General features: G+C 67.7%; 21 protein-coding genes. 12 read left to right on the forward strand and 9 right to left on the reverse strand.

Annotated features, from left to right (window positions below; genetic code table 11):
• The first annotated feature begins 126 nt into the window (after positions 1-126).
• The 6 genes from aceE (at position 127) to ACWIBS_RS06255 (ending at position 7,704) form a co-directional block, all read left to right on the forward strand.
• The gene (gene aceE / locus ACWIBS_RS06230) at positions 127-2,856 is read left to right on the forward strand and encodes a pyruvate dehydrogenase (acetyl-transferring), homodimeric type (RefSeq protein ID WP_376125706.1); all 2,730 of its coding nucleotides are present in this window, start codon (positions 127-129) and stop codon (positions 2,854-2,856) included.
• Between the two features lie 8 nt (positions 2,857-2,864).
• Positions 2,865-4,076: a PucR family transcriptional regulator gene (locus tag ACWIBS_RS06235; protein ID WP_376125703.1), complete on the forward strand. Its 1,212-nt coding sequence runs from the start codon at positions 2,865-2,867 to the stop codon at positions 4,074-4,076.
• A gap of 97 nt (positions 4,077-4,173) precedes the next feature.
• Entirely contained in the window at positions 4,174-5,088 is a 915-nt protein-coding gene (locus ACWIBS_RS06240; RefSeq protein WP_376125700.1) for an ACP S-malonyltransferase, read from the forward strand.
• On the forward strand, positions 5,085-6,086 hold the full coding sequence (locus ACWIBS_RS06245; protein WP_376125698.1) for a beta-ketoacyl-ACP synthase III: 1,002 nt from the start codon (positions 5,085-5,087) through the stop codon (positions 6,084-6,086). The genes ACWIBS_RS06240 and ACWIBS_RS06245 overlap by 4 nt, the downstream gene beginning before the upstream one ends.
• 71 nt (positions 6,087-6,157) lie before the next feature.
• Entirely contained in the window at positions 6,158-6,406 is a 249-nt protein-coding gene (locus ACWIBS_RS06250) for an acyl carrier protein (protein WP_376125695.1), read from the forward strand.
• A gap of 59 nt (positions 6,407-6,465) precedes the next feature.
• Positions 6,466-7,704, forward strand: a complete 1,239-nt coding sequence (locus ACWIBS_RS06255) for a beta-ketoacyl-[acyl-carrier-protein] synthase family protein (protein ID WP_376125693.1) — start codon at positions 6,466-6,468, stop codon at positions 7,702-7,704.
• Between the two features lie 130 nt (positions 7,705-7,834).
• Here the strand turns inward: ACWIBS_RS06255 and ACWIBS_RS06260 are convergent, their stop codons facing one another.
• Together ACWIBS_RS06260 and ACWIBS_RS06265 are read right to left on the reverse strand one after the other, a co-directional pair.
• The gene (locus ACWIBS_RS06260; RefSeq protein WP_376125691.1) at positions 7,835-8,338 is read right to left on the reverse strand and encodes a DUF3145 domain-containing protein; all 504 of its coding nucleotides are present in this window, start codon (positions 8,336-8,338) and stop codon (positions 7,835-7,837) included.
• Positions 8,339-8,521: 183 nt separating this feature from the next.
• Positions 8,522-9,295, reverse strand: a complete 774-nt coding sequence (locus ACWIBS_RS06265) for a hypothetical protein (RefSeq protein ID WP_376125688.1) — start codon at positions 9,293-9,295, stop codon at positions 8,522-8,524.
• 216 nt (positions 9,296-9,511) lie between these two features.
• Between ACWIBS_RS06265 and ACWIBS_RS06270 the strand changes: the two genes are divergently transcribed.
• The 6 genes from ACWIBS_RS06270 to ACWIBS_RS06295 all read left to right on the forward strand — a co-directional run bounded on the left by ACWIBS_RS06270 (position 9,512) and on the right by ACWIBS_RS06295 (position 16,060).
• On the forward strand, positions 9,512-11,524 hold the full coding sequence (locus ACWIBS_RS06270) for a DUF262 domain-containing protein (RefSeq protein ID WP_376125686.1): 2,013 nt from the start codon (positions 9,512-9,514) through the stop codon (positions 11,522-11,524).
• Between the two features lie 71 nt (positions 11,525-11,595).
• A complete protein-coding gene (locus ACWIBS_RS06275) occupies positions 11,596-13,149 on the forward strand; it encodes an SDR family oxidoreductase (RefSeq protein WP_376125683.1) in 1,554 nt (517 codons plus the stop codon).
• A 103-nt stretch (positions 13,150-13,252) separates the two neighbouring features.
• Entirely contained in the window at positions 13,253-14,077 is an 825-nt protein-coding gene (locus ACWIBS_RS06280; RefSeq protein ID WP_376125681.1) for a DUF4397 domain-containing protein, read from the forward strand.
• Between the two features lie 11 nt (positions 14,078-14,088).
• Positions 14,089-14,742 carry a class F sortase gene (locus ACWIBS_RS06285; RefSeq protein WP_376125679.1) on the forward strand — a complete coding sequence of 218 codons (654 nt, stop codon included), beginning with the start codon at positions 14,089-14,091 and terminating at the stop codon, positions 14,740-14,742.
• A gap of 3 nt (positions 14,743-14,745) precedes the next feature.
• Positions 14,746-15,324, forward strand: coding sequence for an RNA polymerase sigma factor (locus tag ACWIBS_RS06290; protein ID WP_376125676.1), 579 nt, complete (start codon positions 14,746-14,748; stop codon positions 15,322-15,324).
• Positions 15,311-16,060, forward strand: coding sequence for an anti-sigma factor (locus ACWIBS_RS06295; protein ID WP_376125673.1), 750 nt, complete (start codon positions 15,311-15,313; stop codon positions 16,058-16,060). The genes ACWIBS_RS06290 and ACWIBS_RS06295 overlap by 14 nt, the downstream gene beginning before the upstream one ends.
• 96 nt (positions 16,061-16,156) lie before the next feature.
• Here the strand turns inward: ACWIBS_RS06295 and ACWIBS_RS06300 are convergent, their stop codons facing one another.
• The 7 genes from ACWIBS_RS06300 to ACWIBS_RS06330 are packed head-to-tail and all read right to left on the reverse strand — an operon-like array spanning position 16,157 to position 22,805.
• Entirely contained in the window at positions 16,157-16,993 is an 837-nt protein-coding gene (locus tag ACWIBS_RS06300; RefSeq protein WP_376125671.1) for a BKACE family enzyme, read from the reverse strand.
• 3 nt (positions 16,994-16,996) lie between these two features.
• A complete protein-coding gene (locus ACWIBS_RS06305; RefSeq protein WP_376125669.1) occupies positions 16,997-18,394 on the reverse strand; it encodes a 3-hydroxyacyl-CoA dehydrogenase NAD-binding domain-containing protein in 1,398 nt (465 codons plus the stop codon).
• Positions 18,391-19,509, reverse strand: a complete 1,119-nt coding sequence (locus ACWIBS_RS06310) for an ABC transporter ATP-binding protein (protein WP_376125667.1) — start codon at positions 19,507-19,509, stop codon at positions 18,391-18,393. Before ACWIBS_RS06310 ends, ACWIBS_RS06305 begins: the two co-directional genes overlap by 4 nt.
• On the reverse strand, positions 19,506-20,282 hold the full coding sequence (locus ACWIBS_RS06315) for an ABC transporter permease (RefSeq protein ID WP_376125665.1): 777 nt from the start codon (positions 20,280-20,282) through the stop codon (positions 19,506-19,508). Before ACWIBS_RS06315 ends, ACWIBS_RS06310 begins: the two co-directional genes overlap by 4 nt.
• Positions 20,279-21,136 (reverse strand): ABC transporter permease, encoded by an 858-nt coding sequence (locus ACWIBS_RS06320; RefSeq protein ID WP_376125662.1) that lies wholly within the window; start codon positions 21,134-21,136, stop codon positions 20,279-20,281. The genes ACWIBS_RS06315 and ACWIBS_RS06320 overlap by 4 nt, the downstream gene beginning before the upstream one ends.
• A 1-nt stretch (position 21,137) precedes the next feature.
• The gene (locus tag ACWIBS_RS06325; RefSeq protein ID WP_376125659.1) at positions 21,138-21,752 is read right to left on the reverse strand and encodes a TetR family transcriptional regulator; all 615 of its coding nucleotides are present in this window, start codon (positions 21,750-21,752) and stop codon (positions 21,138-21,140) included.
• A 6-nt stretch (positions 21,753-21,758) separates the two neighbouring features.
• Positions 21,759-22,805, reverse strand: a complete 1,047-nt coding sequence (locus ACWIBS_RS06330) for a polyamine ABC transporter substrate-binding protein (protein WP_376125656.1) — start codon at positions 22,803-22,805, stop codon at positions 21,759-21,761.
• Positions 22,806-22,987: the final 182 nt, after the last annotated feature.

The raw sequence follows: 22,987 nt of genomic DNA on the forward strand, positions 1-22,987 counted from the left end.
ATCCCCGGCTCCGCGCACCCCAACCGCGCTAGGCTGAGAGACGGTGATTGTGCACGAGCGACAACGTCGTGCGTCCATCAGTAGCGAATACCTGGCATGACCCGCCAGAACGACGAAAGGTCTCGCGTGACTGTCAACGACCAGGACCCCTACTCCCAGGAGCCGCAGGACAGCGACCCCGAGGAAACCTCGGAGTGGCAGGAGTCCCTTCAGCAGCTCGTGCAGGCCAAGGGGCACGGACGTGGTCGCGAGATCATGCTCAGCCTGCTGCACACCTCGCGTGAACTGCAGCTCAACGTGCCGCAGGTCCCCACGACGGACTACATCAACACGATCGCTCCGGACAACGAGCCCGAGTTCCCCGGCGACGAAGAGCTCGAGCGGCGCTACCGTCGGTGGATCCGGTGGAACGCCGCCGTCACGGTGCATCGCGCGCAGCGCCCCGGCATCGGGGTCGGTGGCCACATCTCGACCTACGCGTCGTCGGCGTCGCTGTACGAAGTCGGATTCAACCACTTCTTCCGCGGACTGGATCACCCGAGCGGCGGAGACCAGATCTTCATCCAGGGCCACGCCTCCCCCGGCATCTACGCGCGTTCGTTCCTCGAAGGACGCCTCACCGAAGCGCAGCTCGACGGGTTCCGCCAGGAGAAGTCGCGGGCGCCGCACGGCATCCCCTCCTACCCGCACCCGCGGCTCATGGGCGACTACTGGCAGTTCCCCACCGTCTCGATGGGCCTCGGTCCTATCAACGCCATCTATCAGGCGATGACCAACAAGTACCTCACGAACCGCGGCATCAAAGACGTGTCGGATTCGCACGTCTGGGCGTTCCTCGGCGACGGCGAGATGGACGAGGTCGAAAGCCGCGGTCAGCTGCAGGTCGCCGCGAACGAGGGGCTCGACAACCTCACGTTCGTCGTGAACTGCAACCTGCAGCGCCTCGACGGTCCGGTGCGCGGAAACGGCAAGATCATCCAGGAGCTCGAGAGCTTCTTCCGCGGTGCCGGCTGGAACGTCATCAAGGTCGTCTGGGGCAGCGGATGGGACGAACTGCTCTCGCAGGACGCCGACGGTGCCCTCGTCCGTCTCATGAACACGACGCCCGACGGCGACTACCAGACCTACCGCGCCGAAGACGGTGCGTTCATCCGCGACCACTTCTTCGGGCGCGACGAGCGCACGGCCGCTCTCGTGAAGGACTGGTCCGACGAGGACATCTGGGGCAAGCTGCGCCGCGGCGGGCTCGACTACCGCAAGGTGTACGCCGCCTACAAGTCCGCGACCGAGCACAAGGGGCAGCCGACCGTCATCCTCGCCAAGACCATCAAGGGCTACGGTCTCGGCCACCACTTCGAGGGTCGGAACGCGACCCACCAGATGAAGAAGATGACGCTCGAGGACCTCAAGCAGTTCCGCGACTCGATGCGCATCCCGATCTCGGACGAGCAGCTCGAAGAGAACCCGTACCTGCCGCCCTACTACAACCCCGGCGAGCAGGACGAGACGATCCAATACCTGCGCGAGCGTCGTCGCGAACTCGGCGGATTCCTGCCGGAGCGCCGCACGCACCACGTGGGCCTCCAGCTGCCGGGAGACGAGGCGTACGCGCTGCCGAAGAAGGGCTCGGGCACGCAGGAGATCGCCACGACGATGGCGTTCGTGCGTCTGCTGAAGGACCTGCTGCGCTCGAAGGACTTCGGACACCGCATCGTGCCGATCGTCCCCGATGAAGCCCGCACGTTCGGCATGGACGCGTACTTCCCCACCGCCAAGATCTACAACCCGCACGGCCAGAACTACACCTCGGTCGACCGCGAGCTGCTCCTGGCCTACAAGGAGAGCCCGCAGGGGCAGATCATGCACGTCGGCATCAACGAGGCCGGTGCGGTCGCCGCGTTCACCGCGACGGGCACCTCGTACTCGACGCACGGCGAGCCGCTCATCCCCGTCTACGTCTTCTATTCGATGTTCGGCTTCCAGCGCACCGGTGACGCGCAGTGGGCGGCCGGCGACCAGATGGCGCGCGGCTTCATCATCGGCGCGACGGCCGGGCGCACGACCCTGACGGGTGAAGGCCTGCAGCACGCGGACGGGCACTCGCACCTGCTCGCCTCGACCAACCCCGCGACGGTGTCGTACGACCCCGCCTACGGCTACGAGATCGCGCACATCGTGCGCGACGGACTCGAGCGCATGTACGGCGGTGCGCACCCCGATCCCAACGTCATGTACTACCTCACGGTGTACAACGAGCCGCTCGTGCAGCCCGCCGAGCCCGAAGGCGTCGATGTCGAAGGCATCCGCCGCGGCATCCACCGCATCTCGTCGTCCGAGGGCGACGGGCCCCGCGCGCAGCTGCTGGCGTCGGGTGTCGGCGTGCCGTGGGCGCTCGAGGCGCAGGAACTGCTGCGCGAGGACTGGGGCGTCCAGGCCGACGTCTGGTCGGTCACGTCGTGGACCGAGCTGCGTCGAGACGGCCTCGCCGTCGACGAGCACAACTTCCTGCATCCCGCCGACGAGCCGAAGACGGCGTACATCACCGACAAGCTGCGCGGCACGCCCGGCCCCGTCGTCGCTGTGAGCGACTTCATGAACGCCGTGCAGGACCAGATCCGGCCCTGGGTCGAGCACAACTACTGGACGCTCGGCGCCGACGGATTCGGCTTCTCGGACACGCGTGCGGCGGCGCGTCGCTACTTCAAGATCGACGGGCCCTCGATGGTCGTCCGCACCCTGCAGGCCCTCGCGGCCGAAGGCACGGTCGACGCGTCGCTCGCGGCGCAGGCGATCGAGAAGTACCGTCTGCACGACGTCAACGCGGGCACGAGCGGAAACGCGGGCGGCGAGAGCTGACCCGCGCGATGGCCGCCTCCGAAGAAGGAGACAAGACCGAGACGCTCGCCTGGCTGCGGCGCATCTCGGGCGATCTCGCGACCGCGACGATCCAGCGCCTCGATGACACCCTGCCCTGGTACGCCGACATGCCGCCCGCGCGGCGGTCTGCCGTCGGACTCGTCGCGCAAGCCGGGATCACGGCGTTCATCCAGTGGTACGAGGACCCGACGTCGACGCCGTGGATCGCGGCGGACATCTTCGCCGCCGCGCCGCGTGAGCTGCTGCGCAGCGTCAGCCTGCAGCAGACGCTGCAGCTCATCCGCGTCACGGTCGGTGTCACCGAGGAGCGCGTCGCGGGCAAGGGCGAGCATCTGCGCGAGGCGATCCTGCTCTACTCGCGCGATGTCGCCTTCGCCGCCGCCGACGTGTACGCGCGAGCCGCCGAGGCGCGCGGGCTGTGGGATGCGCGGCTCGAGGCGCTCGTCGTCGACTCGATCCTCACGGGCGAGGCCGATGAGGAACTGCCCAGTCGGATCGCGGCTCTGGGTTGGCACGGTCACGGCGAGGTCGCCGTGCTCGTGGGCACGACTCCCCCGCAGCTCGATGTCGATCAGCTGCGCCGCGTCGCGCGCAAACTCGGCATCGACGTGCTGATCGGCGTGCAGGGCTCGCGCCTCGTGCTGGTCGTGGGAAGAGCGGATGCCGCGGGCCGTGAGGACGTCCCCATGGATCTGCCGTTCGTCGAGATCGCGAAACGCCTGGAGCCCGGATTCGGTCCCGGACACCTCGTGCTCGGGCCGACCGTGCCGGCGCTCGTCGACGCGAGCCAGAGCGCCCGCGCAGCGCTTGCGGGATTCGCCGTCGCGCGCGCCTGGCGGCATGCGCCCCGGCCCGTGGAGGCCGACGATCTGCTGCCCGAGCGCGCCCTCGCGGGCGACCCGCTGGCCAAGATCACCCTCGTCGAGCGCATCTACCGTCCCCTGCAGGCACACAGCCCCGATCTCGTCGCGACCCTGTGGAGCTATCTCGACAACGGTCGCTCGCTCGAAGCGACCGCCCGCGAGCTGTTCGTGCACCCCAACACGGTGCGGTACCGGCTCAAACGCGTCTCCGAAGTGATCGGCTGGGACGCGACGGGCCCGCGCGAGGCCCTCATCCTCCAGACCTCGCTCATTCTCGGTTCGATCGGCTCGGATTCGGTGCGCCGACGCCCCGCAGCCCGACGCACGGCCTCATGACCGGCGTCGACGATCTGTACGACGCACACAAACCATCGCGGGATTCTTGTGCGAGACTCGCCAGATCCGCCTCAACGATGATTGGCAGGATGAGTAAGTGATCATTGCGGTCTTCCCCGGTCAAGGCTCTCAGTCCCCCGGTTTCCTGGCTCCATGGCTCGAGCTCGACGGCGTCGCCGCCCGTCTGGCCGCGTATTCCGAATGGGCCGAGGTCGACCTCATCGCCGCCGGGACGGAGTGGGACGCCGATCGCATCCGTGACACGCGCGTCGCGCAGCCGCTCATCGTCGCGGCGAGCCTGCTGTCCTGGTCCGCGCTCGGCGCGACGGACGGCATCCACGGCTTCGCGGGGCACTCCGTCGGTGAATTCGCGGCCGCCGCCGCCGCCGGCATCCTCTCGGAAGAAGACGCCCTGCGCCTCGTCGGCATCAGAGGCCGCGCCATGGCTGAGGCCGCCGCGCTCGAGCAGACCGGGATGAGCGCCGTGATCGGAGGCGACCAGGCGACCGTCGTCGCCCGCCTCGACGAACTCGACCTGACCCCCGCCAACTACAACGGCGGCGGCCAGATCGTGGCGGCCGGTGCGCTCGACGCTCTCGCCGCCCTCGCTGCCGAGCCGCCCGCCGGCACGCGCGTCATTCCACTTCAGGTCGCCGGCGCATTCCACACCCGCTACATGGCACCGGCCGTCGAGGCGTTGCGCTCTGCGATCGAGGGCGTCGACGCGACGGATCCCGCCCGCACCGTGTGGACCAACCACGACGGATCCGCGGTCGCGGCGGGATCGGACTTCACTCGCCTGCTCGTCGACCAGGTCGCCTCTCCCGTGCGCTGGGACCTCTGCATGCAGGCCTTCGGCGACGCGGGCGCTGCCGGCATCATCGAACTCGCTCCCGCCGGCACCCTCGTCGGGCTCGCCAAGCGCGCACTGCGCGGTACGCCGACGGTAGCGCTCAAGACCCCCGGTGACCTCGACGCCGCCGTCGCCCTGCTCTCAGGAGGCAACGCATGACCCGCACGATCGTCCAGCAGACCGGACCGGCCCACACGCGCATCTACGCGTACGGCGCCGCACGCGGTGAGATCTCCGTGCCGAACGAGGACCTCATCGGCCCGATCGATTCGAGCGACGAATGGATCCGCCAGCGCACGGGCATCGTGACACGCACGCGCGCCGTCAAGGAGACGACTGCCATCGAGATGGCGACGGATGCCGCGCGTGAGGCGGTCGAGCGCTCGGGCATCGACCCGGCCCAGATCGACGCCGTGCTCGTCGCGACGATCTCGAACCCCCGGCAGACGCCGTCCGTGTCGGCGATCGTCGCCGATCGCATCGGAGCCAACCCCGCGGCGGCCTACGACCTGAACGCCGCGTGCGCGGGCTTCGCCTACGGCGTCGGGCAGGGCGATGCGCTGATCCGCGGCGGCCTCGCGAACTACGCCGTCGTCGTCGGCGTCGAGAAGCTGAGCGACGTCGTCGACCCGACGGACCGGAGCATCTCGTTCCTCCTGGGCGACGGCGCCGGCGCCGTCGTGATCGGACCCAGCGACACGCCCGGCATCGGTCCCACGGTGTGGGGATCGGATGGCTCGAAAGCGGATGCCGTCACCATGAACGCCACGCTGACGCAGTTCCGCGACGGCGAAGTGCCGTGGCCCACGCTCCGTCAAGAGGGGCCGACCGTGTTCCGGTGGGCGGTGTGGGAGATGGTCAAGGTCGCCCGCCAAGCACTCGAGGCCGCCGGGATCGAGGCATCCGATCTCGCCGCTTTCGTTCCCCACCAAGCCAACATGCGCATCATCGACGAGTTCGCCAAGCAGCTGAAGCTGCCCGAGAGCGTCGTCGTCGGTCGCGACATCGAGACGACCGGAAACACGTCGGCCGCGTCCATTCCTCTCGCGACGCATCGTCTGCTCGAGGAGCATCCCGAACTCAGCGGCGGACTCGCTCTGCAGATCGGCTTCGGCGCCGGCCTCGTGTTCGGCGCGCAGGTCGTCGTGCTTCCGTGACGCGAGCGGCCCCCGCTCTAAACTGAATCCGGGCCGGCCGGTCCGCGAATCCCGAAACAACAGGAGAAACCATGGCACTCACCAACGACGAGGTCCTCGCCGGGCTCGCTGAGCTCATCACGGACGAGACGGGAATCTCGGCCGATGAGGTCGCCCTCGAGAAGTCGTTCACCGATGACCTCGACATCGACTCGATCTCCATGATGACGATCGTCGTCAACGCGGAAGAGAGGTTCGGCGTCACGATCCCCGACGACGAGGTCAAGAACCTCAAGACCGTCGGCGACGCCGTCACCTTCATTACGTCGAACCAGGCGTAGCACGATCACCGGTGGGGGCCTCGGCCCCCACCGGATCAATTTGCGAGGAACATCCCTCTATGACCATGTCACGCATCGTCGTCACCGGCATCGGAGCGTCGTCGCCCCTCGGCGGCACGGCACCCGAAAGCTGGTCCGCCTTGCTCTCCGGCGTCTCGGGAGCCCGCTCCCTCGAGCACGAGTGGGTCGAGCAGTACCAGCTGCCGGTCACCTTCGCGGCCGAGGCGCTCGTGCGCCCCGACACAGTCCTCGAGCGTCCGATTGCCAAGCGGCTCGACCCGTCGTCGCAGTTCGCGCTCGTCGCCGCACTCGAGGCGTGGGCTGACGCCGGCAGTCCCGAAGTCGACCCGGAGCGTCTCGGTGTCGACTTCGCGACGGGCATCGGCGGCGTCTGGACGCTGCTGGACGCTTGGGACACGCTTCGTGAGAAGGGACCGCGCCGGGTCATGCCGATGACGGTGCCGATGCTCATGCCCAACGCGGCCGCGGGGAACCTCTCGCTCCACTTCGGTGCACGCGCCTACGCGCGCACGGTGGCCAGCGCGTGCGCGTCGAGCACGGAATCGATCGTCAACGCCGTCGAGCATCTGCGCGCAGGGCTGGCCGACGTCGTGATCGCCGGCGGCACCGAGTCCGCCATCCACCCGATCACGATCGCCTCGTTCGCGTCGATGCAGGCCCTCTCGCGGCGCAACGACTCGCCCGGCACGGCATCCCGGCCCGGCAGCATCGACCGTGACGGGTTCGTCATGGGCGAAGGCGCCGGCGTGCTCATCCTCGAGACCGAAGAGCATGCCAAGGCTCGTGGCGCCAAGATCTACGGCGCCGTCGTCGGGGGCGGCGTGACAGCAGACTCGTACCACATCACGGCGAACGACCCCGAGGGCGCGGGTGCGGCACGCGCCGTGCGGATGGCACTGGAGATGGCGGATGCCGCCCCCGACGATGTGACGCACGTCAACGCGCACGCGACGTCGACCCCCGTGGGCGACCCGAACGAGTACCAGGCGCTGCGCAGCGTCTTCGGCGACCGTGTCGATGAGATCCCGGTCTCGGCGACGAAGGCCTCGACGGGTCACCTGCTCGGCGGAACGGGAGCTCTCGAGGCGATCTTCACGGTGCTGGCGCTGCGCGACCGCACCGCTCCCCCCACGATCAACCTGACCGAACAGGATCCCGAGGTGCCGTTCCGGCTGTCCGGGACGCCGACGCCCCTGGGCGACGGCGACCAGCTGGCGATCAGCAACTCCTTCGGCTTCGGCGGTCACAACGCGGTCGTCGCCTTCGCTTCGGCCTGAGCGCGCGAGAACGCCCCCGCGATCGATGGATCACGGGGGCGTTTCTCATATCGGGCGGCGGTGATTCGCCTTCTCAGCACCGGGTCACGTCACCGGCTTCCGGTAGTCGCGCCTCGCCGCCGCCCACATCTCACCCCACCTTGTGCAGCCACACGACCGGTGCGTCGTCGCTGGCGTGCCGGAAGGGTTCCAGTTCGTCGTCCCACGCCGAGCCCAGCGCGATCTGAAGTTCTCGCTGCAGCTCCTGCGCGTCGCCGATGGCGAGCTCCATCGCGTACCGGATGCGATCCTCGCCGATCACGACGTTGCCGGCGGAGTCGGTCTGCGCGTAATGGATGCCGAGGCCGGGGGTGTGCATCCACCGGCCTCCGTCGCTGCGCGGAGTGGGGTCTTCGGTCACCTCGAAACGCAGGTGCTCCCACCCGCGGATCGCGGTCGCCAGCGCAGCCCCCGTGCCGGCCGTGCCGTCCCAGTAGAACTCGGCCCGACGACTGCCCTCGAGAACGGGCTGGTCGCTCCATTCGAAGTTGACGGCGCGCCCGAGGGCGCGACCGACTGCCCACTCGAGGTGGGGGCACAACGCTCGTGGCGCAGAGTGGATGAGAACCACTCCACGCGCCTGCGGTGTCGCCATGATGTTCTCCGTTTCGTCAGGTGCGTCTTCCCCTACGACCTGACTCGGTTCATCGTGGCTTGTTCTGTTGTGCTGTGGTCATTATCACCCGAACGCGGCATGAATGACAACCGTGTCATTCCGGCGTGTCATGAGCGATGCCCCCGACCAGAAGGCGGTCGGGGGCATTGCAGAGACGAGAACTCAGGCCTCGCTCATGACATTGCGCATGGCTTGGCCCTTCGCGGCGTAGTAGGCCGCGCGCGCGGCATCCTTTCGCGCCTGCTCGGCGTAGCCGGCCTCGAGCACGTCCTGCGGGACCTCGACGTTGTCGACGCGGTTCACGCCGTTGTACTTCTCGATGTAGGCGTCGAGTTCGGGCCCCGAGGTCCACGAGGTGATGAGGCAGTATCGCGGCTCGTCGCCGTTGTGCGTGGCCGCGTGCCACAGGCGCTGCGTGTCCACGATCAGCTGCGCGCCGGCCGGCAGCGCGATGCGCACCTCGCCCTCGGGGTCGGTGCGGTTCTCACGCAGGACGAAGTAGCTGGTCGCGTCGTCGGTCAGGTTGAAGAACCCGCGGACGACCCAGCCCGTGCCGTCGGGGTTGAGACGGTTGTTGTCGTCCTGGTGCAGGTTGTAGAGGCACTCCCCGTACGGGGTCGGCTGCAGTTCGATGACGCGGCAGCGACCGACGTTGGCACCGGGCTCCTGCGCGCGACGGGCGAGGTTGGGCGCCTTGGCCACCTGCGAGTCGATCCAGACGCCGTCCTTGTCGGTGCGCGGCGGCTTGTGGTTCCAGAAGCCGTTGCATTCGATCTCTCCGAACGCGCTCGCGAGCGGCGCGAAGCGCGTGTCGCCCGAGGACTTCCAATCGTTGTACTCGATGTCGAGCCATTCCTTGGGGTCGAGCTCTTGGTTGTAGCTGTCGAGGACGACATAGCCGGTCTCTTCGAGAGCGGCGGAGGTGATGTAACCCATGAGGTGGATCAGCCTTTCGTAGGGGGCCAGCACGTTTTAACAGGCCCAACTTAGGCAAGCCTACCTCCGCGGTCTGCGTGATTCCCGGAGGACAAGCGGGAGGGTGGGGTCCTCCGAGTCGCACTGGCGGCGCCGGGCTAAACTCGACGGCGGCGGGGCCGCGACGATTCTTCCGCGGATGCTGCACAGCCGACGAGCAGGAGACGAAGCGACGTGATGGCCACAGCCACGAACATCGATGCGACCGCGGTCAACACCATCGCGTGGCTCTCGGCACCGGACACCACGATCGTCGTCCCCGTCTATCAGCGGCAGTACCGCTGGGATATCGGCGGGTGCGAGCAGCTGCTCGCCGACATCCGGGCCGTCGCCGACTCCGAGTCGCGCACGATGCATTTCATCGGATCGATCCTCTCGTCGGTCGACGCCGATTCCGCCGGCGATACCGCCGACCTCGTGCTGATCGACGGCCAGCAGCGCGTCACGACGCTCATGCTGCTCGTCGCGGCGCTGCACCACACGATCGCCGAGAGCGACCCGGATCTCGCCGCCGAACTCCAGGCGGTGCTCGTGCGCGCCGACGATCCGACCCGCACGAAGCTGCGCCCGCACCGCGCGTGGGCCGGTGTCTTCCAAGACGTCGTCCTGGACCGTCGCTCGACCGACATCGGCGAGCGCGACTCGCGCTTCGACGACAACTACGCCTTCTTCCGCAGCCAGATCAGTCCGGGTGAAGCGCCGAGCATCTGGCGCGGTCTGCAGCGACTCGAGCACGTCGCGATCACTCTCGGGGCCGGCGCGAACGCCCAGCAGATCTTCGCGAGCCTCAATTCGACGGGTGAGCCGCTGCGAGACCACGAGCTCATCCACAACTACGTGCTGATGGGGTTGACGCACGACGAGCAGACCGAGATCGAGCAGGACTACTGGGTGCCGATCGAGCAGAACACCGGCTCGGCGATCGGCGCCTTCTGGCGCCACTACCTCATCATGCTCACGGGTCGTGAGGTCGCCGTCGCCGGTGAGCACGGCGTCTACAGCGCGTTTCGCGAGGAGTTCCCGCGCATCGACGTCGCGACCCTGCGCACGCATGCCGAGCAGTGGCGGGCGCACTCCGAGATCTATCGGACGTTCCTCGACCCCTCGCTCGAGGAAGACCCCGAGGTCTCGCGCCACCTGACCTACATCAACACCTTCGGCCGCATCGCCTATCCCCTGATCCTGCGCGCCTACCGCGAAGCGAGTACGGGACAGGCTGAACGCTCCGACCTGCTGGCAACCCTCGAGCACATGCAGGCGCTCCTGCTGCGTCGCACGATCGTGGGCCTCCCGAACGAACGCCTCGTCGCGCGGCTCTGCCGTGCGCGCGACGAGAGTGCGCAGGCGCTCGTGCACGCCATCGCTCGCATCACGCCCTCGGACGAGCGGGTGCGCGTCGCGCTGAAGTACGGCGATCTTCCTCACGCCCACTATGTCCTCGGCAGAATCGCCGGCATCTCGTCTGCGCACGCACTCGACGTCGAGCATCTCTTCCCGCTGTCCCCCTCGGACGCGTGGACGGGCGACGGCGCCCGCACATGGGCGGAGTACTCCGAAGACGAGCAGAACAGTCACCGCGCCCTCGCGCAGACCCTCGGCAACCTCGCACTGCTCGAGGAGCCGCTCGCGGAGCGCGCACTGGATCGCGACTTCCCGGCCAAGCGCGAGCTCTATCGCGCGAGCGGCATCGACGACACTCGCGCCCTCGCCCACGAGGCATCCTGGGACACCGCTGCGATTACGGCGCGCACCGCGCGGCTCGGCGCCCTGTTCCTCGAGATCTGGGCGCGGCCCGCCTCGGTGCTCATCGACGACGACGGTCTCACGCCGATCCTCGACGCCGTCCGCAGACGCGGCTGGCCGCGCGGCTGGGAGCGCGAGTTCGACTACACCGAGTACCGCGGAGAGCACTGGGAAGTGCACGACGTGAAGTATCTGTTCAACCGCGTCTTCAAGCGGCTGTGGGCCGACTCCCGCGAGAGCGTCATCGCCTTCAGCGCCCGCCGCGGCGGCCCCCTCTATCCGACCCGTTCGTGGAACGGACAGTGGGACCAGCTCGACGACGACACCCACCTGTACATGGGGTGGGATTCGAAGTACATGCTCACAGCGGTGCAGGGCGTCCTCGAGGAGGCGGGCATCGCTCACGAGGTCTTCGTCAAATACTCCTATATCGCTGCCGCGATGTAGCGACCGCGCGTGCGGGTGGTGATTCGGGGGCGAGATAGCTAGCCTGGCTAGCAATCAACCAATGGATCACCATGGATCTTTCGTCACCCTCCGGCCGAGAACGTCACCTTCGCGCGCCTGACGGCCGCACTCCGCCCCCGCTCGTCCTCGTGCTGGGAGCCACCGGCTACATCGGCGGTCGACTCGTGCCCCGCCTCCTCAACGCCGGGTACCGCGTGCGCGTCCTCGCGCGCTCTCGGGAGCGCGCCCTCGCCTTCCCATGGGGCGCCGACGTCGAGGTCATCGAGGGGGCCGCGCAAGACCGCCCGGCCGTCTCGCGCGCGATGCGAGGAGCCGACGTCGCGTTCCACCTCGTGCATTCGCTCGGAGCCGGCCGTGACTTCGAGGAAACCGACCGGGTCATCGCGCGAACGGTCGCCACCGCGGCCGCCGAAGAGGGGGTCGGACAGTTGGTGTACCTGGGCGGCCTGCATCCGGCGGCAGACCTCTCGCCGCACCTTCGCTCGCGGGTCGAGGTGGGCGAGATCCTGCGGGCCAGTGGGGTGCCGACGCTCGTTCTACAGGCGGGAACCGTGATCGGCTCCGGCTCCGCGTCGTTCGAGATGGTGCGCCACCTCACCGACGTGCTGCCGTACATGCCCGCTCCGCGTTGGGTGCGCAACCGAATCCAGCCGATCGCCGTCCGCGACGTGCTGCACTATCTGCTGAGCGCCGCCCGGCTTCCGACCCCCGTGAGCGGCCCGTTCGACACCGGCGGCCCCGACGTCCTGCGCTACGGCCAGATGATGAACGGCTACGCGGTCGAAGCGGGCCTGCCGCAGCGTGCGATCGCCGCGCTGCCGGTGCTCACTCCACGTCTGGCCTCGCACTGGGTGAACCTCGTCACACCTATTCCGCGGGCGCTGGCGCGGCCACTCGTGGAGTCCCTGCAGAACGACTGCGTCATGGCGGACCACCGCATCGACGCGGTCATCCCCCCGCCCGAGGGCGGCTTGACGCCGTATCGTCAGGCCGTGCGCCTGGCGCTGCGGCGGCTGGGTGAGGACGGTGTGGAGACGAGTTGGCAGGATGCGGGAGTCCTGACAGCGCCCGGAGACCTGCTGCCGAGTGACCCCGAATGGGCGGGGCGCACGGCCTACCTCGATGAGCGGTCGGCGACCTCCAGCGCCCCGGTCGACTCCCTGTGGCGGGTCATCTCGGGAATCGGCGGCGCGAACGGCTGGTATTCGAGCCCGGTGCTGTGGGCTTTGCGGGGATGGCTCGACAAGCTCGTCGGCGGCGTCGGACTCGCACGGGGTCGACGCAGCCAGTCTCGTCTGCAGGTCGGCGACGCGCTGGATTTCTGGCGGGTCGAAGCCGTCGAGCACGGTTCGCTGTTGCGCCTGCGGGCCGAGATGAGGGTGCCCGGCGAAGCGTGGCTCGAGATGCGGGCGAGCGCGGAAGACGACGGGTCCCGCTATCGGCAGCGCGCCATCTTCTTTCCCCGCGGCCTGGCCGGCCGGGTGTACTGGCTGGCTGTCCTGCCCTTCCATGGCGTGATCTTCCGGGGCATGGCCAACCACATCACGGCAGCCGCCGAGGCGGACACGACGCCGCGTCGAGGCGCGCGAGAGGGGACGCCGTGAAAATTCTTCCAGAAAGTTCCATTCAGGTGCATCCAAAACTGCTGTTCGAGGAGAAAGCACTTTCATAGGCGGAAATCACCGCCTTCTCATAAGGAGGAAGACAGTGCGAAAGACAGCAGCTGCCGGCGTCACCGTCGGCATCATCGCGGCCCTCGGCCTCGCAAGCCCCGCCACGGCATCCACCGCCGATTCCGCCCAGCTCTCGGTGCTGCACGGCATTCCCGCGACGCCGGTGGACGTCTATGTGAACGGTGAGCTCACGCTCGATGACTTCCAGCCGGGTGATCTCGCCGGGCCGCTCGACCTTCCTGCCGGAGACTACGAGGTCGCCCTCACCGCGCCGGATGCCGCAGACGCCAGCTCACCGGTGCTCGGTCCCGCGACGATCACGCTCGCAGCGGGAGGCAACTACACCGCCGTCGCCCACCTCACCGAGGCCGGTGACCCGGGGCTGAACCTCTTCACGAACGACACCGCCACCACCGCAGCCGGCGAAGGTCGCCTCACGGTCCGCCACGTCGCCGCGGCGCCGGCCGTGGACGTCCTCGCGGGCGGCAGCCCCGTCATCGAAGACCTCTCGAACCCCGATGAGGCCACGCTCAACCTCGCCGCCGGGACCGTGCCCGCAGCCGTCGCGCTCACCGGCACGACGGACCCCGTCATCGGCCCGGCCGACGTGCAGATCCAGGAAGGCGTCCTCACGATCGTCTACGCCTGGGGCAGCGCCGAAGACGGCAACCTCGCACTGGCCTCGCAGACGATCTCGGGTCTGCACTCCACCCCGGACGGCGTGCCGTCGGGTTCGGCCGGCTACCTCGCCGCTCGTGACACCGCGGCGAGCGTCGGCTGGATCGCGGCGATCGGCGCGATCGTGATCGCTGCCGGAGCCGTCGTCACCATGCGCACGCGTCAGCAGGCGGGCCGCTGATGAGCAGGGGCATGTCGCGACCGATCGGCGCGGTGTTCGCTCGCGGACTCCTCGCTGTGACCGCCGCGGCATGCCTCGTCGCATGCACCCCCGTGGGGGCGGGCGACGCGACCCGGTCGCGTCCCCCGAGCGACGACCGTGCGGTCACGTCGTCGCCCGCTCCCACCCCCGCCGTCAGCGTTCCGGTTCGATCCGGGGCGCTGCAGGCTCCCACGCCCCACGTGCAGCCTGAACGGCTGGTCATGGCCGGACTCGGAGTCGACATGCCGATCGTTCCGGTGGGGATCGAAGGGAACGGCCAGATGGAGCTCCCGGTGGATCCCGCTGTCGCCGGCTGGTACCGCTACGGCCCCCACGCCGCCAGCAACGCGGGGAACATCGTCCTGGCAGCCCATGTCGACGCCCCCGACTATCCGATCGGTCCGCTCGCCCGTCTTCGTGACGCCGGCGTCGGAGAACAGGTCGACCTCGTCGCACCCGACGGAACGACACGCAGCTACGTCGTCGAATCCGTCGTCAACTACGACAAGACAGGGCTTCCCACCGCCGAACTCTTCCGCAGAGACGGTGATCCCGCCGTGGTGATCATCACGTGCGGCGGTGCCTACGACAGTGCCACGGGCCGCTACCGCGAGAATGTCGTCGCGGTCGCCCGGGAGGTATGACCCGTGAGCGCCGACGAGGAGATCGTGAACACGCATCCGGATGCCGAAGAGGCCCTCAACACCCGCTTCGTCGCGGGAGATGAGCGCGCACTGGCAGAGCTGTATCGTCGGTGGTCCCCCGTCGTCTTCACGCTCGCGTTGCGGTCGGTCGGGGATCGCGGCGACGCCGAGGACATCACGCAGCGCACATTCGTCTCGGCCTGGACATCACGCGCGTCCTACGATCCGCGCAAGGCGAAGCTGTCGACCTGGCTCGTCGCCATCGCCCGTCGGAGGATCGCGGACACTCTCGAGTCCCGCTCGAAGGTGCGGGCACTCCAACAGGAGATGGAGCGATTCACGCGGCCGGATGACCTCGTGCAGGATCATGATGACCTGTCCGAGCAGATCCTCGTGGCCGATGAACTCCAGCATCTCGAACCCGACGCACAGCAGGTCATGCGTCTGGCATTCTTCGACGACCTCACGCACGACCAGATATCCCGAAGACTGGCGATGCCACTCGGTACCGTGAAGAGCCATATCCGACGCAGCCTGAATCGCCTGCGCGATCGTCTGGAGGTGAACCATGTCGCATCTTGATCCTGAACAGCTCGCGCTCATCGCGCTGGGCGAACCGCTCGAGGACCACGAGCAGACCGAACACCTCGCCTCCTGCCCCGCGTGTGCGGGGGAAGTGTCGGAGATGATCCGAGTCACGGCGATCGCGCGCTCCACGATCGACGACGGCGACCTCGAGGCTCCGCCCGAGCGGGTGTGGGCGAGAATCGCCGACGAGCTTCTGCTGGAACGACCCGCGCCGACCGCGACTCCCCCGCTCAGCGATATCGCTCCTGCCCAGCCGGATGCCGCGGCTTCCCCGCCGCGTCGACCGCGAAGAGCCGGCTGGCGGACCGCCTGGGTCCTGGCGGCATCCCTCGCGGGAATCGCCGTGGTGGGAGCCGGCACCTGGGGTGTGGTCAACGTGCGTATGGCACCGACATCGATCGCGACCGCCGCCCTCGACCCCTTCCCGGACCACCCGGATTCGGTCGGGTCGGCCGCGGTCGAGCGGGATCGTGACGGTGCACGGTTCCTCACCGTGAGCCTCGATCGAGCCGACGAGCCGGATTCGTATCGCGAAGTGTGGCTGATCCGCAACGACGGTCAGGCACTCGTGAGCCTCGGCGTGCTGACCGGCGAGACTGGTCGCTTCGACATCCCGAGCGGGATCGACCTGGCCGACTACGACCTCGTCGACATCTCGTTCGAGCCCCTCGACGGGGATCCCGCGCACTCGGGCGACTCGATCGTGCGGGGCCAGTTGACGTTCGCGTAGTTCCCCGGGAACGACGGGAGGGCCGCCCGGTGGGCGGCCCTTGCGTCGCAAGCGGGTGGGACTCGCGTCCTCGCTCGCACGGCGAGAGTCTTCGACTCACCTGGCCGTTCGTACAGCGAGGAGCGACCGTGCCTCGTCCGGAGTGAGCGGCGGCCGCTGAGCGAGCACTGCGAGATCGCGCGCCCGCTCTACCAGCTCAGCGTTGTCCCGGACCGGTCGGTGGCGCGCGAAAGTCAGCGTGTCCTCCATGCCGACACGGAGATTGCCGCCGAGTGCCAAGGATGCCAGTGCGACGGGGAGGGTGGAGCGCCCGATGCCCGTCGCGCTCCAGCTCGTGACCTCCTCCGGGAACATGTCCACCGCGGTCTGCACGATCCGCGGCAAGCCGGGAGCTGCACCGGGCACTCCCAGGACGAGGTCGCAATGCACCTTGCCTCCGAAGGGCAGGCCCTCAGCGTCGATCAGCCGGCGCAGGGTGGCGATATGGCCGAGTTCGAAGATCTCGAATTCGGGGACGACCTCCTGACGCTTCGCCTCCTGGAACAGCTCGACGATGAATCCCCAGGGGTTCGAGAAGACGCCGTCGCCGAAGTTCACCGTCCCGAGCGTGATCGAGCACGATTCAGGGCGCGCTTCGAGCACACCCAGTCGCTCCTCGAAGGGGTCGGTGATGCTGCCGCCGGTCGAAAGCTGCACGACGAGTGATGACGCTTCTCGCACCGCCGCGACCGTCTCCGTGATGCGCGCGAGATCGAGCGTCGGTGCGCCCGACTCATCGCGTACGTGGATGTGGATCATCGCCGCGCCGACAGCCTCGCATTCCTCGGCCGCGCGCGCGATCTCAGTGGGCGTTGCCGGAAGGTGCGGAACGTCCGCTTTGTCGATCTCGCCGCCCGTGATCGCCGCCGTGATCAGAGTCTTCTGGTTCGTCATCGGTCAGGCCTTCTCACGCACGGGGATCACGACGGTCCCGTTCGCGGTGGCCGCCACGATCGGCTCTTCCAGGAGCGTGGAGCGATCCGAGTCGCGGTTCTCCCGCCGCGCGAGCACGCGGACCTCGAATGCGAGATCACGGCTGCGCGTGCCCACCCGTGTGATGCGTGCCGAGACCTCGACAAGATCACCCGCGAACAGTGCAGCGCCGAACTGGACACCGCTGTAGGACGCGAAGAGGCCTTCCGTCCCGTCGTGACGGATGCACACTTCCGTGGCGACATCGCTGAAACAGGTCATGATGTAGCCGCCGGAAATCACCCCTCCGCCGTAGTGGGCGGCGGAATCGGGGACGTAGTGCTTCTGAGTGACGGCGAGGGTCATGTCTTCCTTCGGATCTGCGATTCGTTCAGAGCGCCGTTCCATATCGCGGCCTGTCGGTGCTGTGGTGCCCCCGCGGTAGGGCTGGGGTGCGCGACGCTTCTGCGCCTGGATCCCGACGAGCGCCGCACGGCGATACGCGATGAGGGGCGCGCCGCTCAACGCCATGGCGTCCACCGTGAGCGGAACGACGGCGGCGAGAGACGGATCGTCCAGCGCGGGTTGCGTGCTCGCGACCGCCTGGACGAGCTCGCGGATCGTGTTGCCGTACTTGCCGTAGTTGTCCTCGATGCTCTCGGCGTTGGAAGCCTCCACGCCGAACGGACCCAGCAGGGCCCAGCGGGGACCGAGTCCGTCGCGTATGACCGCATCGATGTCGTGCAGCGAGGCGACGCCATCCTGCAGAAGACGCAGTGCCTCGCCGAACAATGCGTACTGCAGTCGGTTGGCGAGGAAGCCGGGTTCTTCCTTCTCGCACACCACCGCCGTCATCTCGAGGGAGGCGAACACTTCCCGTGCAGCTTCGAGCGCGGTCGATGACAGAGTGGGATGCGTCACCAGCTCCACGACCGGCAGCAGATGCGGCGGATTCAGCGGATGCGCGACGAGAGCGCGCTCGGCGATGGCGAGTCCCCCGAACAGCGCACTGGGCAGCAGCGCGGACGTGCTGGAGGCGACGACGGCGTTCGAGGGAACGAGGTCTGCCAGTTCCGCGTAGAAGGCCCGTTTCAGATCGAGGCGCTCGGGAAGATTCTCAAGGACCAGACTCGCACCGCTCGTGGCCTCTGCCAGCGACGGGGAAACCTGCAGCAGCGAGACACGCTCGCCGGCGCGGGCACCGGTCACGGCTTCGAGCTCGGCGAGCATCGGCGCCATCTCCCGCGGAGCGCTCTCCCGGCGGGACTCGCTCGTGTCGAAGACACGGACGTCCCATCCGTAGAACGCGAATCGAGTGGCCCAGCTCAGGCCGATCGTGCCCGCGCCGACGATCGCGACGGACCGAGATTCGCCGGCACTCATCGAGCCGCTCCTTCCGTGGCGGGTTCGCGCACGAGCACATGAGCCTCAGCCGGGTCGAACCGAACCCGGAAGCGGTCGCCCTCGGAAGGCAGCAGCCCTGCGGCCACCGCGCCGTCCACGAGGATCGTCTGGCCCGTCGTGGTGGTCCCGCGTACCCGGTAATGGGTGCCGAGGAACAAGGTCTCGCTCACCAGGATGTCGAACGAGCCGGGACCTTCCGTGAGGGCGGCGGTGATCTTCTCCGGACGGATCAGGACGCTGATCGGATCGCCGACGTCCAACCGCGGCGTGCGCCGAGAGTCGAGCTCGAACGTCGCGAAATCGGTGCGCGCGCGGAGGGTGTGCCCGTCGACGTGGTCGACGACGGCATCGAGCATGTTCGACTCGCCGATGAAGCTCGCCACGAAGGGTGTCGCCGGGCGCGAGTACATGACTTCGGGGGTGCCGACTTGCTCGATGCGGCCCTCGTTGAAGACCGCGATTCGATCCGAGAGAGCGAGCGCCTCGTCCTGATCATGCGTGACGTAGACGAAAGTGATCCCGAGCTCGCGGTGCAGGCGTCGAATCTCGACCTGGAGACGCTCGCGCAGTCGCTTGTCCAGAGCGCCGAGGGGTTCGTCCATCAGGAGGACACGCGGCGAGAACACGATGGCGCGCGCGAACGCGACACGCTGCTGTTGCCCGCCGGACAGCTCCTTCGGATAGCGCGCACCGAGGTGGTCGAGGCCGACGAGTTCGAGGACGGCGGCGACCTTCTTCGCGACCTCATCCTTCGCAGCGCGGCGTGCGCGCAACGGAAAGGCGATGTTGTCGAACACGGTCATGGTGGGAAACAGCGCGTAATTCTGGAACACGACACCGAGGTCGCGCTTGTGCGGCGCGAGCTTCAGGATCCCGCTTCCGTCCATGTCGATCGTGCCGCTGTCCGGTGAGATGAATCCCGCGATCATGCTGAGGGTCGTGGTCTTGCCCGACCCCGACGGGCCGAGGAACGTGATGAACTCGCCGGGCTGGATCGACAGCGAGACATCGCTGGCGGCAGCGAAGTCTCCGTAGTGCTTCGACAGGCCGACGAGGTCGAGTGAGGCCCCGGTCGTCTTCAGAACAGTAGTCACTTCTTCTTCCTCCAGGGAACGAACGTCGCGCCGATCACGAGCGCGGTGGCCAGAATGAGCAGCGTGGCGACGGCGGCCATCGTGGGGTCCACCTCGTTGACGACGCTGGCGTACATGGTCGCCGGAAGAGTCCGCGCCGTCGGACCCTGCAGGAACAGCGCGATGACCGTTTCGTCGAACGACGTGACGAAGGCGAAGAGTCCGCCCGCGATGACGCCGCCGGCGATTCCGGGCAGAGTGATCTTCAGGAAGACGCGCAGGGGTGAGGCTCCGAGGCTGGAAGCTGCGCGCTCCAGGTTCTGATCGAAGCCGCTGATGGCGGCACTGCTGGTCACCACGACGAACGGGACAGCGAGCACGGTGTGTGCCAGCACGAAGCCGGCGACCGATCCCGTGAGCTTCCAGTTGAGGAAGAGCGAGAACATTCCGACGGCGAGGGCCATCACCGGCACGATCATCGGCGCGATGACGATTCCGTAGATCGCCGTGGTGAACGGGAATCCCCCGCGGGCGAGCGCGAACGCCGCGGGGACTCCGAGCAGCAGCGAGAGCAGCGCGACGAGCAGGGATACCTGCAGGCTCGTCATGATCGAGTCGATCCAGATCGGCCGGGCGAAGAGGTTCTCGTACCACTGGAGCGACCAGGAGTCGGGAGGGAACGCGAGAGACTTCTTCCCGGTGAAGCTCAGCGGGATCAGAACGAGCGACGGCGCGACGAGGAAGACCGCGACAAGGGCCGTCAGGACGCGGGTGAGGACGATATGGGCCTTCATTTGCCGGCTCCCTTCGGCGTCGTCGTGCTGGCATATGCCTGGATCGGGTTCACGAATCGCGACGCGACGAGCAGGATGAGCAGCGTACTGAGAAGGAGCACGGCGGCCATCGTGCCGCCCATCCCGAAGTTCAGGAGCCTGTTCGTCTGCTGCTGGATCAGTTGCGAGAGGAGGATGTTCTGCGTCGACCCCAGCAGCTGCGGCGTGACGAAGAAGCCCAGGCTCAGGACGAACACGATGAGGCTTCCGGCTGCGATCCCCGGTGCGGCCAGGGGAAGGTAGACCTTGCGGAAGGCCGAGATGGGCCGAGCGCCGAGGCTGATGGCGGCGGTCACGTAGCGGCGGTCGATGTTGCTGAGCGTTGAGAAGAGCGGCAGAACCAGGAACGGCAGGAGAACCTGCACCATGCCGATGACGACACCGGTGTTGTTCCGGATGAGCGGGATGGGCCCCAGCCCGACGAGTTCGAGAAGCGAATTCACGACCCCTGTGTCCTGCAAGAGGATCACCCACGCATAGCTGCGCACCATCAGGCTGGTCCAGAAAGGCAGCAGGACGAGAGCGATGAGCACCTTGCGCCAGTTCGGTGTTGCGATGCTCATCGTGTACGCGTAGGGGAACGCGAGCAGCAAGCAGACCGCCGTGACGAGAAGCGACATGCCCACGGTCCGCAGCAGAACTCCGACGTACGCCGGCGTGGAGAAGAACTCGGCATAGTTGCTGAGTCCGCCGTCGCCCTCGCGAACGCTCATCGACAGTACTTCGACCAAGGGGATGAGGAAGAAGACGGCCAGGAAGATCAGCAGAGGCAGGAGCGCCAGGTAGTACCGGTATCTGTACAGGTGGTGCAGCACGTCAGTCCTTCTGAGGTGTGGTGCGGACCAGGCCGTTGAGGGCGATCCGGACGTGGTCGGCCGCAACCTCCTGGATCGAGCGAGCGCCGTCCGGTCGGAACCAGCCGGACACGCCGGTGCACATGGTGATGATCGCCTTCGCCGCAATCGACTCGTCGATGTCGGTGAACTCTCCCGCGTCGGCGCCCGCAGTGATCAGGCCGCGGAACAGCAGCTCGTACCGGTCGCGCTTCTCGACGATCGCCGCGCGGTTCTCCGGCATCAGTGAGCGCAGCTCCGTGTCGGCGATGAACGCCTCCGGCTGGCGCTCGGCGTGGCAGAGGATGTGCGTCGTGATCGCCCGCCGGAGAACATCCGTCGCTGTCTCACGGGCAGCGGCCCCTGAATCGGGACTCGCCTCGTGCAGCGCGCTGCCGACTTGCTCGGAGAGGAAATCCAGAAAGCTCGACATGATCTCGAGCAGGATCTCCTGCTTGCTCGGGTAGTAGTAGTAGATCCCCGCCACCTGGATCTTCAGCTCGGAGCTGATGCTCCGAATGCTGGTGCCGTGGTAGCCCAGGAGCGCGAACTGGCGTACCGCCTCGGCGTAGATCCGGCTCTTCGTGTCCGTTGACATGTCCGATCAGCCGATGCGCCAAGCGTCCCAGAGCTTCTGGGTCGCCTCGTAGTTGTCCGCCCACCAGGAGAAGTCCACCGAGACCTGCGTCTCCTGGATGGCCGGCGCAGACGGCAGGAAGGCCATGCCCAGCTCATCGAGCTGCGGAGAAGCATCCGCGTTCGTGGGAGCGTAAGGGATCAGTTCTGCGATGGCGGTCTGGGCCTGTGCGGAGGTGGCGAAGGCGATGAACTCCATCGCCGCGGTGACGTTGTCGGACCCCTTCGGAACCATCCACGCGTTGGGGACGAAGAGGTTCTGATCCCAGACCGCGGCGAACGGGGCGCCGTTCTGAATCGCGTCGTAGGCGCGGCCGCTCCATGCCCAGAGCATCGAGACCTCTTGGGATGCCATCAGCTGCTGGGACTGGGCGCCCGAGTCCCAGAAGACGATGTCGTCCTTGATCGTGTCCCACTTCGCGATGGCACGATCGACGTCGAGAGGATAGAGGTCCTCCGGCGCGACACCGTCGGCGAGAAGAGCGATTTCGAGGTTGCCGGCATAGACGTCACTCCACAGTGCGCGCTTTCCGGGGAAGTTCTCCGTGTCGAACAGGTCCGCCCACCCCTGCGGGGCACTGTCGTAGGCGGTCTCGTCGTAGAGCAGGACGTCGGCGACGCCGATGGATGGCACAGAGCACTCGGAGACGAATGCAGCCGGCATCGCCGAGGTGTCTACGATCTCGGTGTCGATCGGCTCCAAGAGGGTGCCGCATTCCTGGATGGCGAAGAACGGATCGCCCTCAACGACATCCCAGGACACCTGTCCTGCTTCCACCATCGAGCGCAGCTTCGCGTAATCGGTCGGGCCGTCGCTGATGACGCGGGTGCCCGTCTCGGCCGTGAACGGCTCCGAGTAGGCGACCTCGCCGCCTTCTTGCAGTGCGCCGCCGAAGGAGACGAACGTGAGCTGCCCCTCGGACGCGCCGCCCGAAGAACTGCTGCAGCCCACTGCGAGCAGCGCCAGCACGGAGATCGCGACCCCGATTGTCGTACGCGAAGCTTTACCTGTCACCGAAGATCTCCCTTGACTCGTTGATGACCACTCAGATTTGAACGAGCGTTCAATCAAAGTATAGACGGCGCAGTTTCCCGCGTGTCAAGCGGTGCTTCGGCGGGGTCGCGTTTCGCATGCCGGGTGTCGCGGGTTCGGACGAGTCCCGCCGGCGACAGGGAGACGCGCTGGGGCTTCGCCGG

Source organism: Microbacterium sp. NPDC055442 (assembly GCF_053644215.1).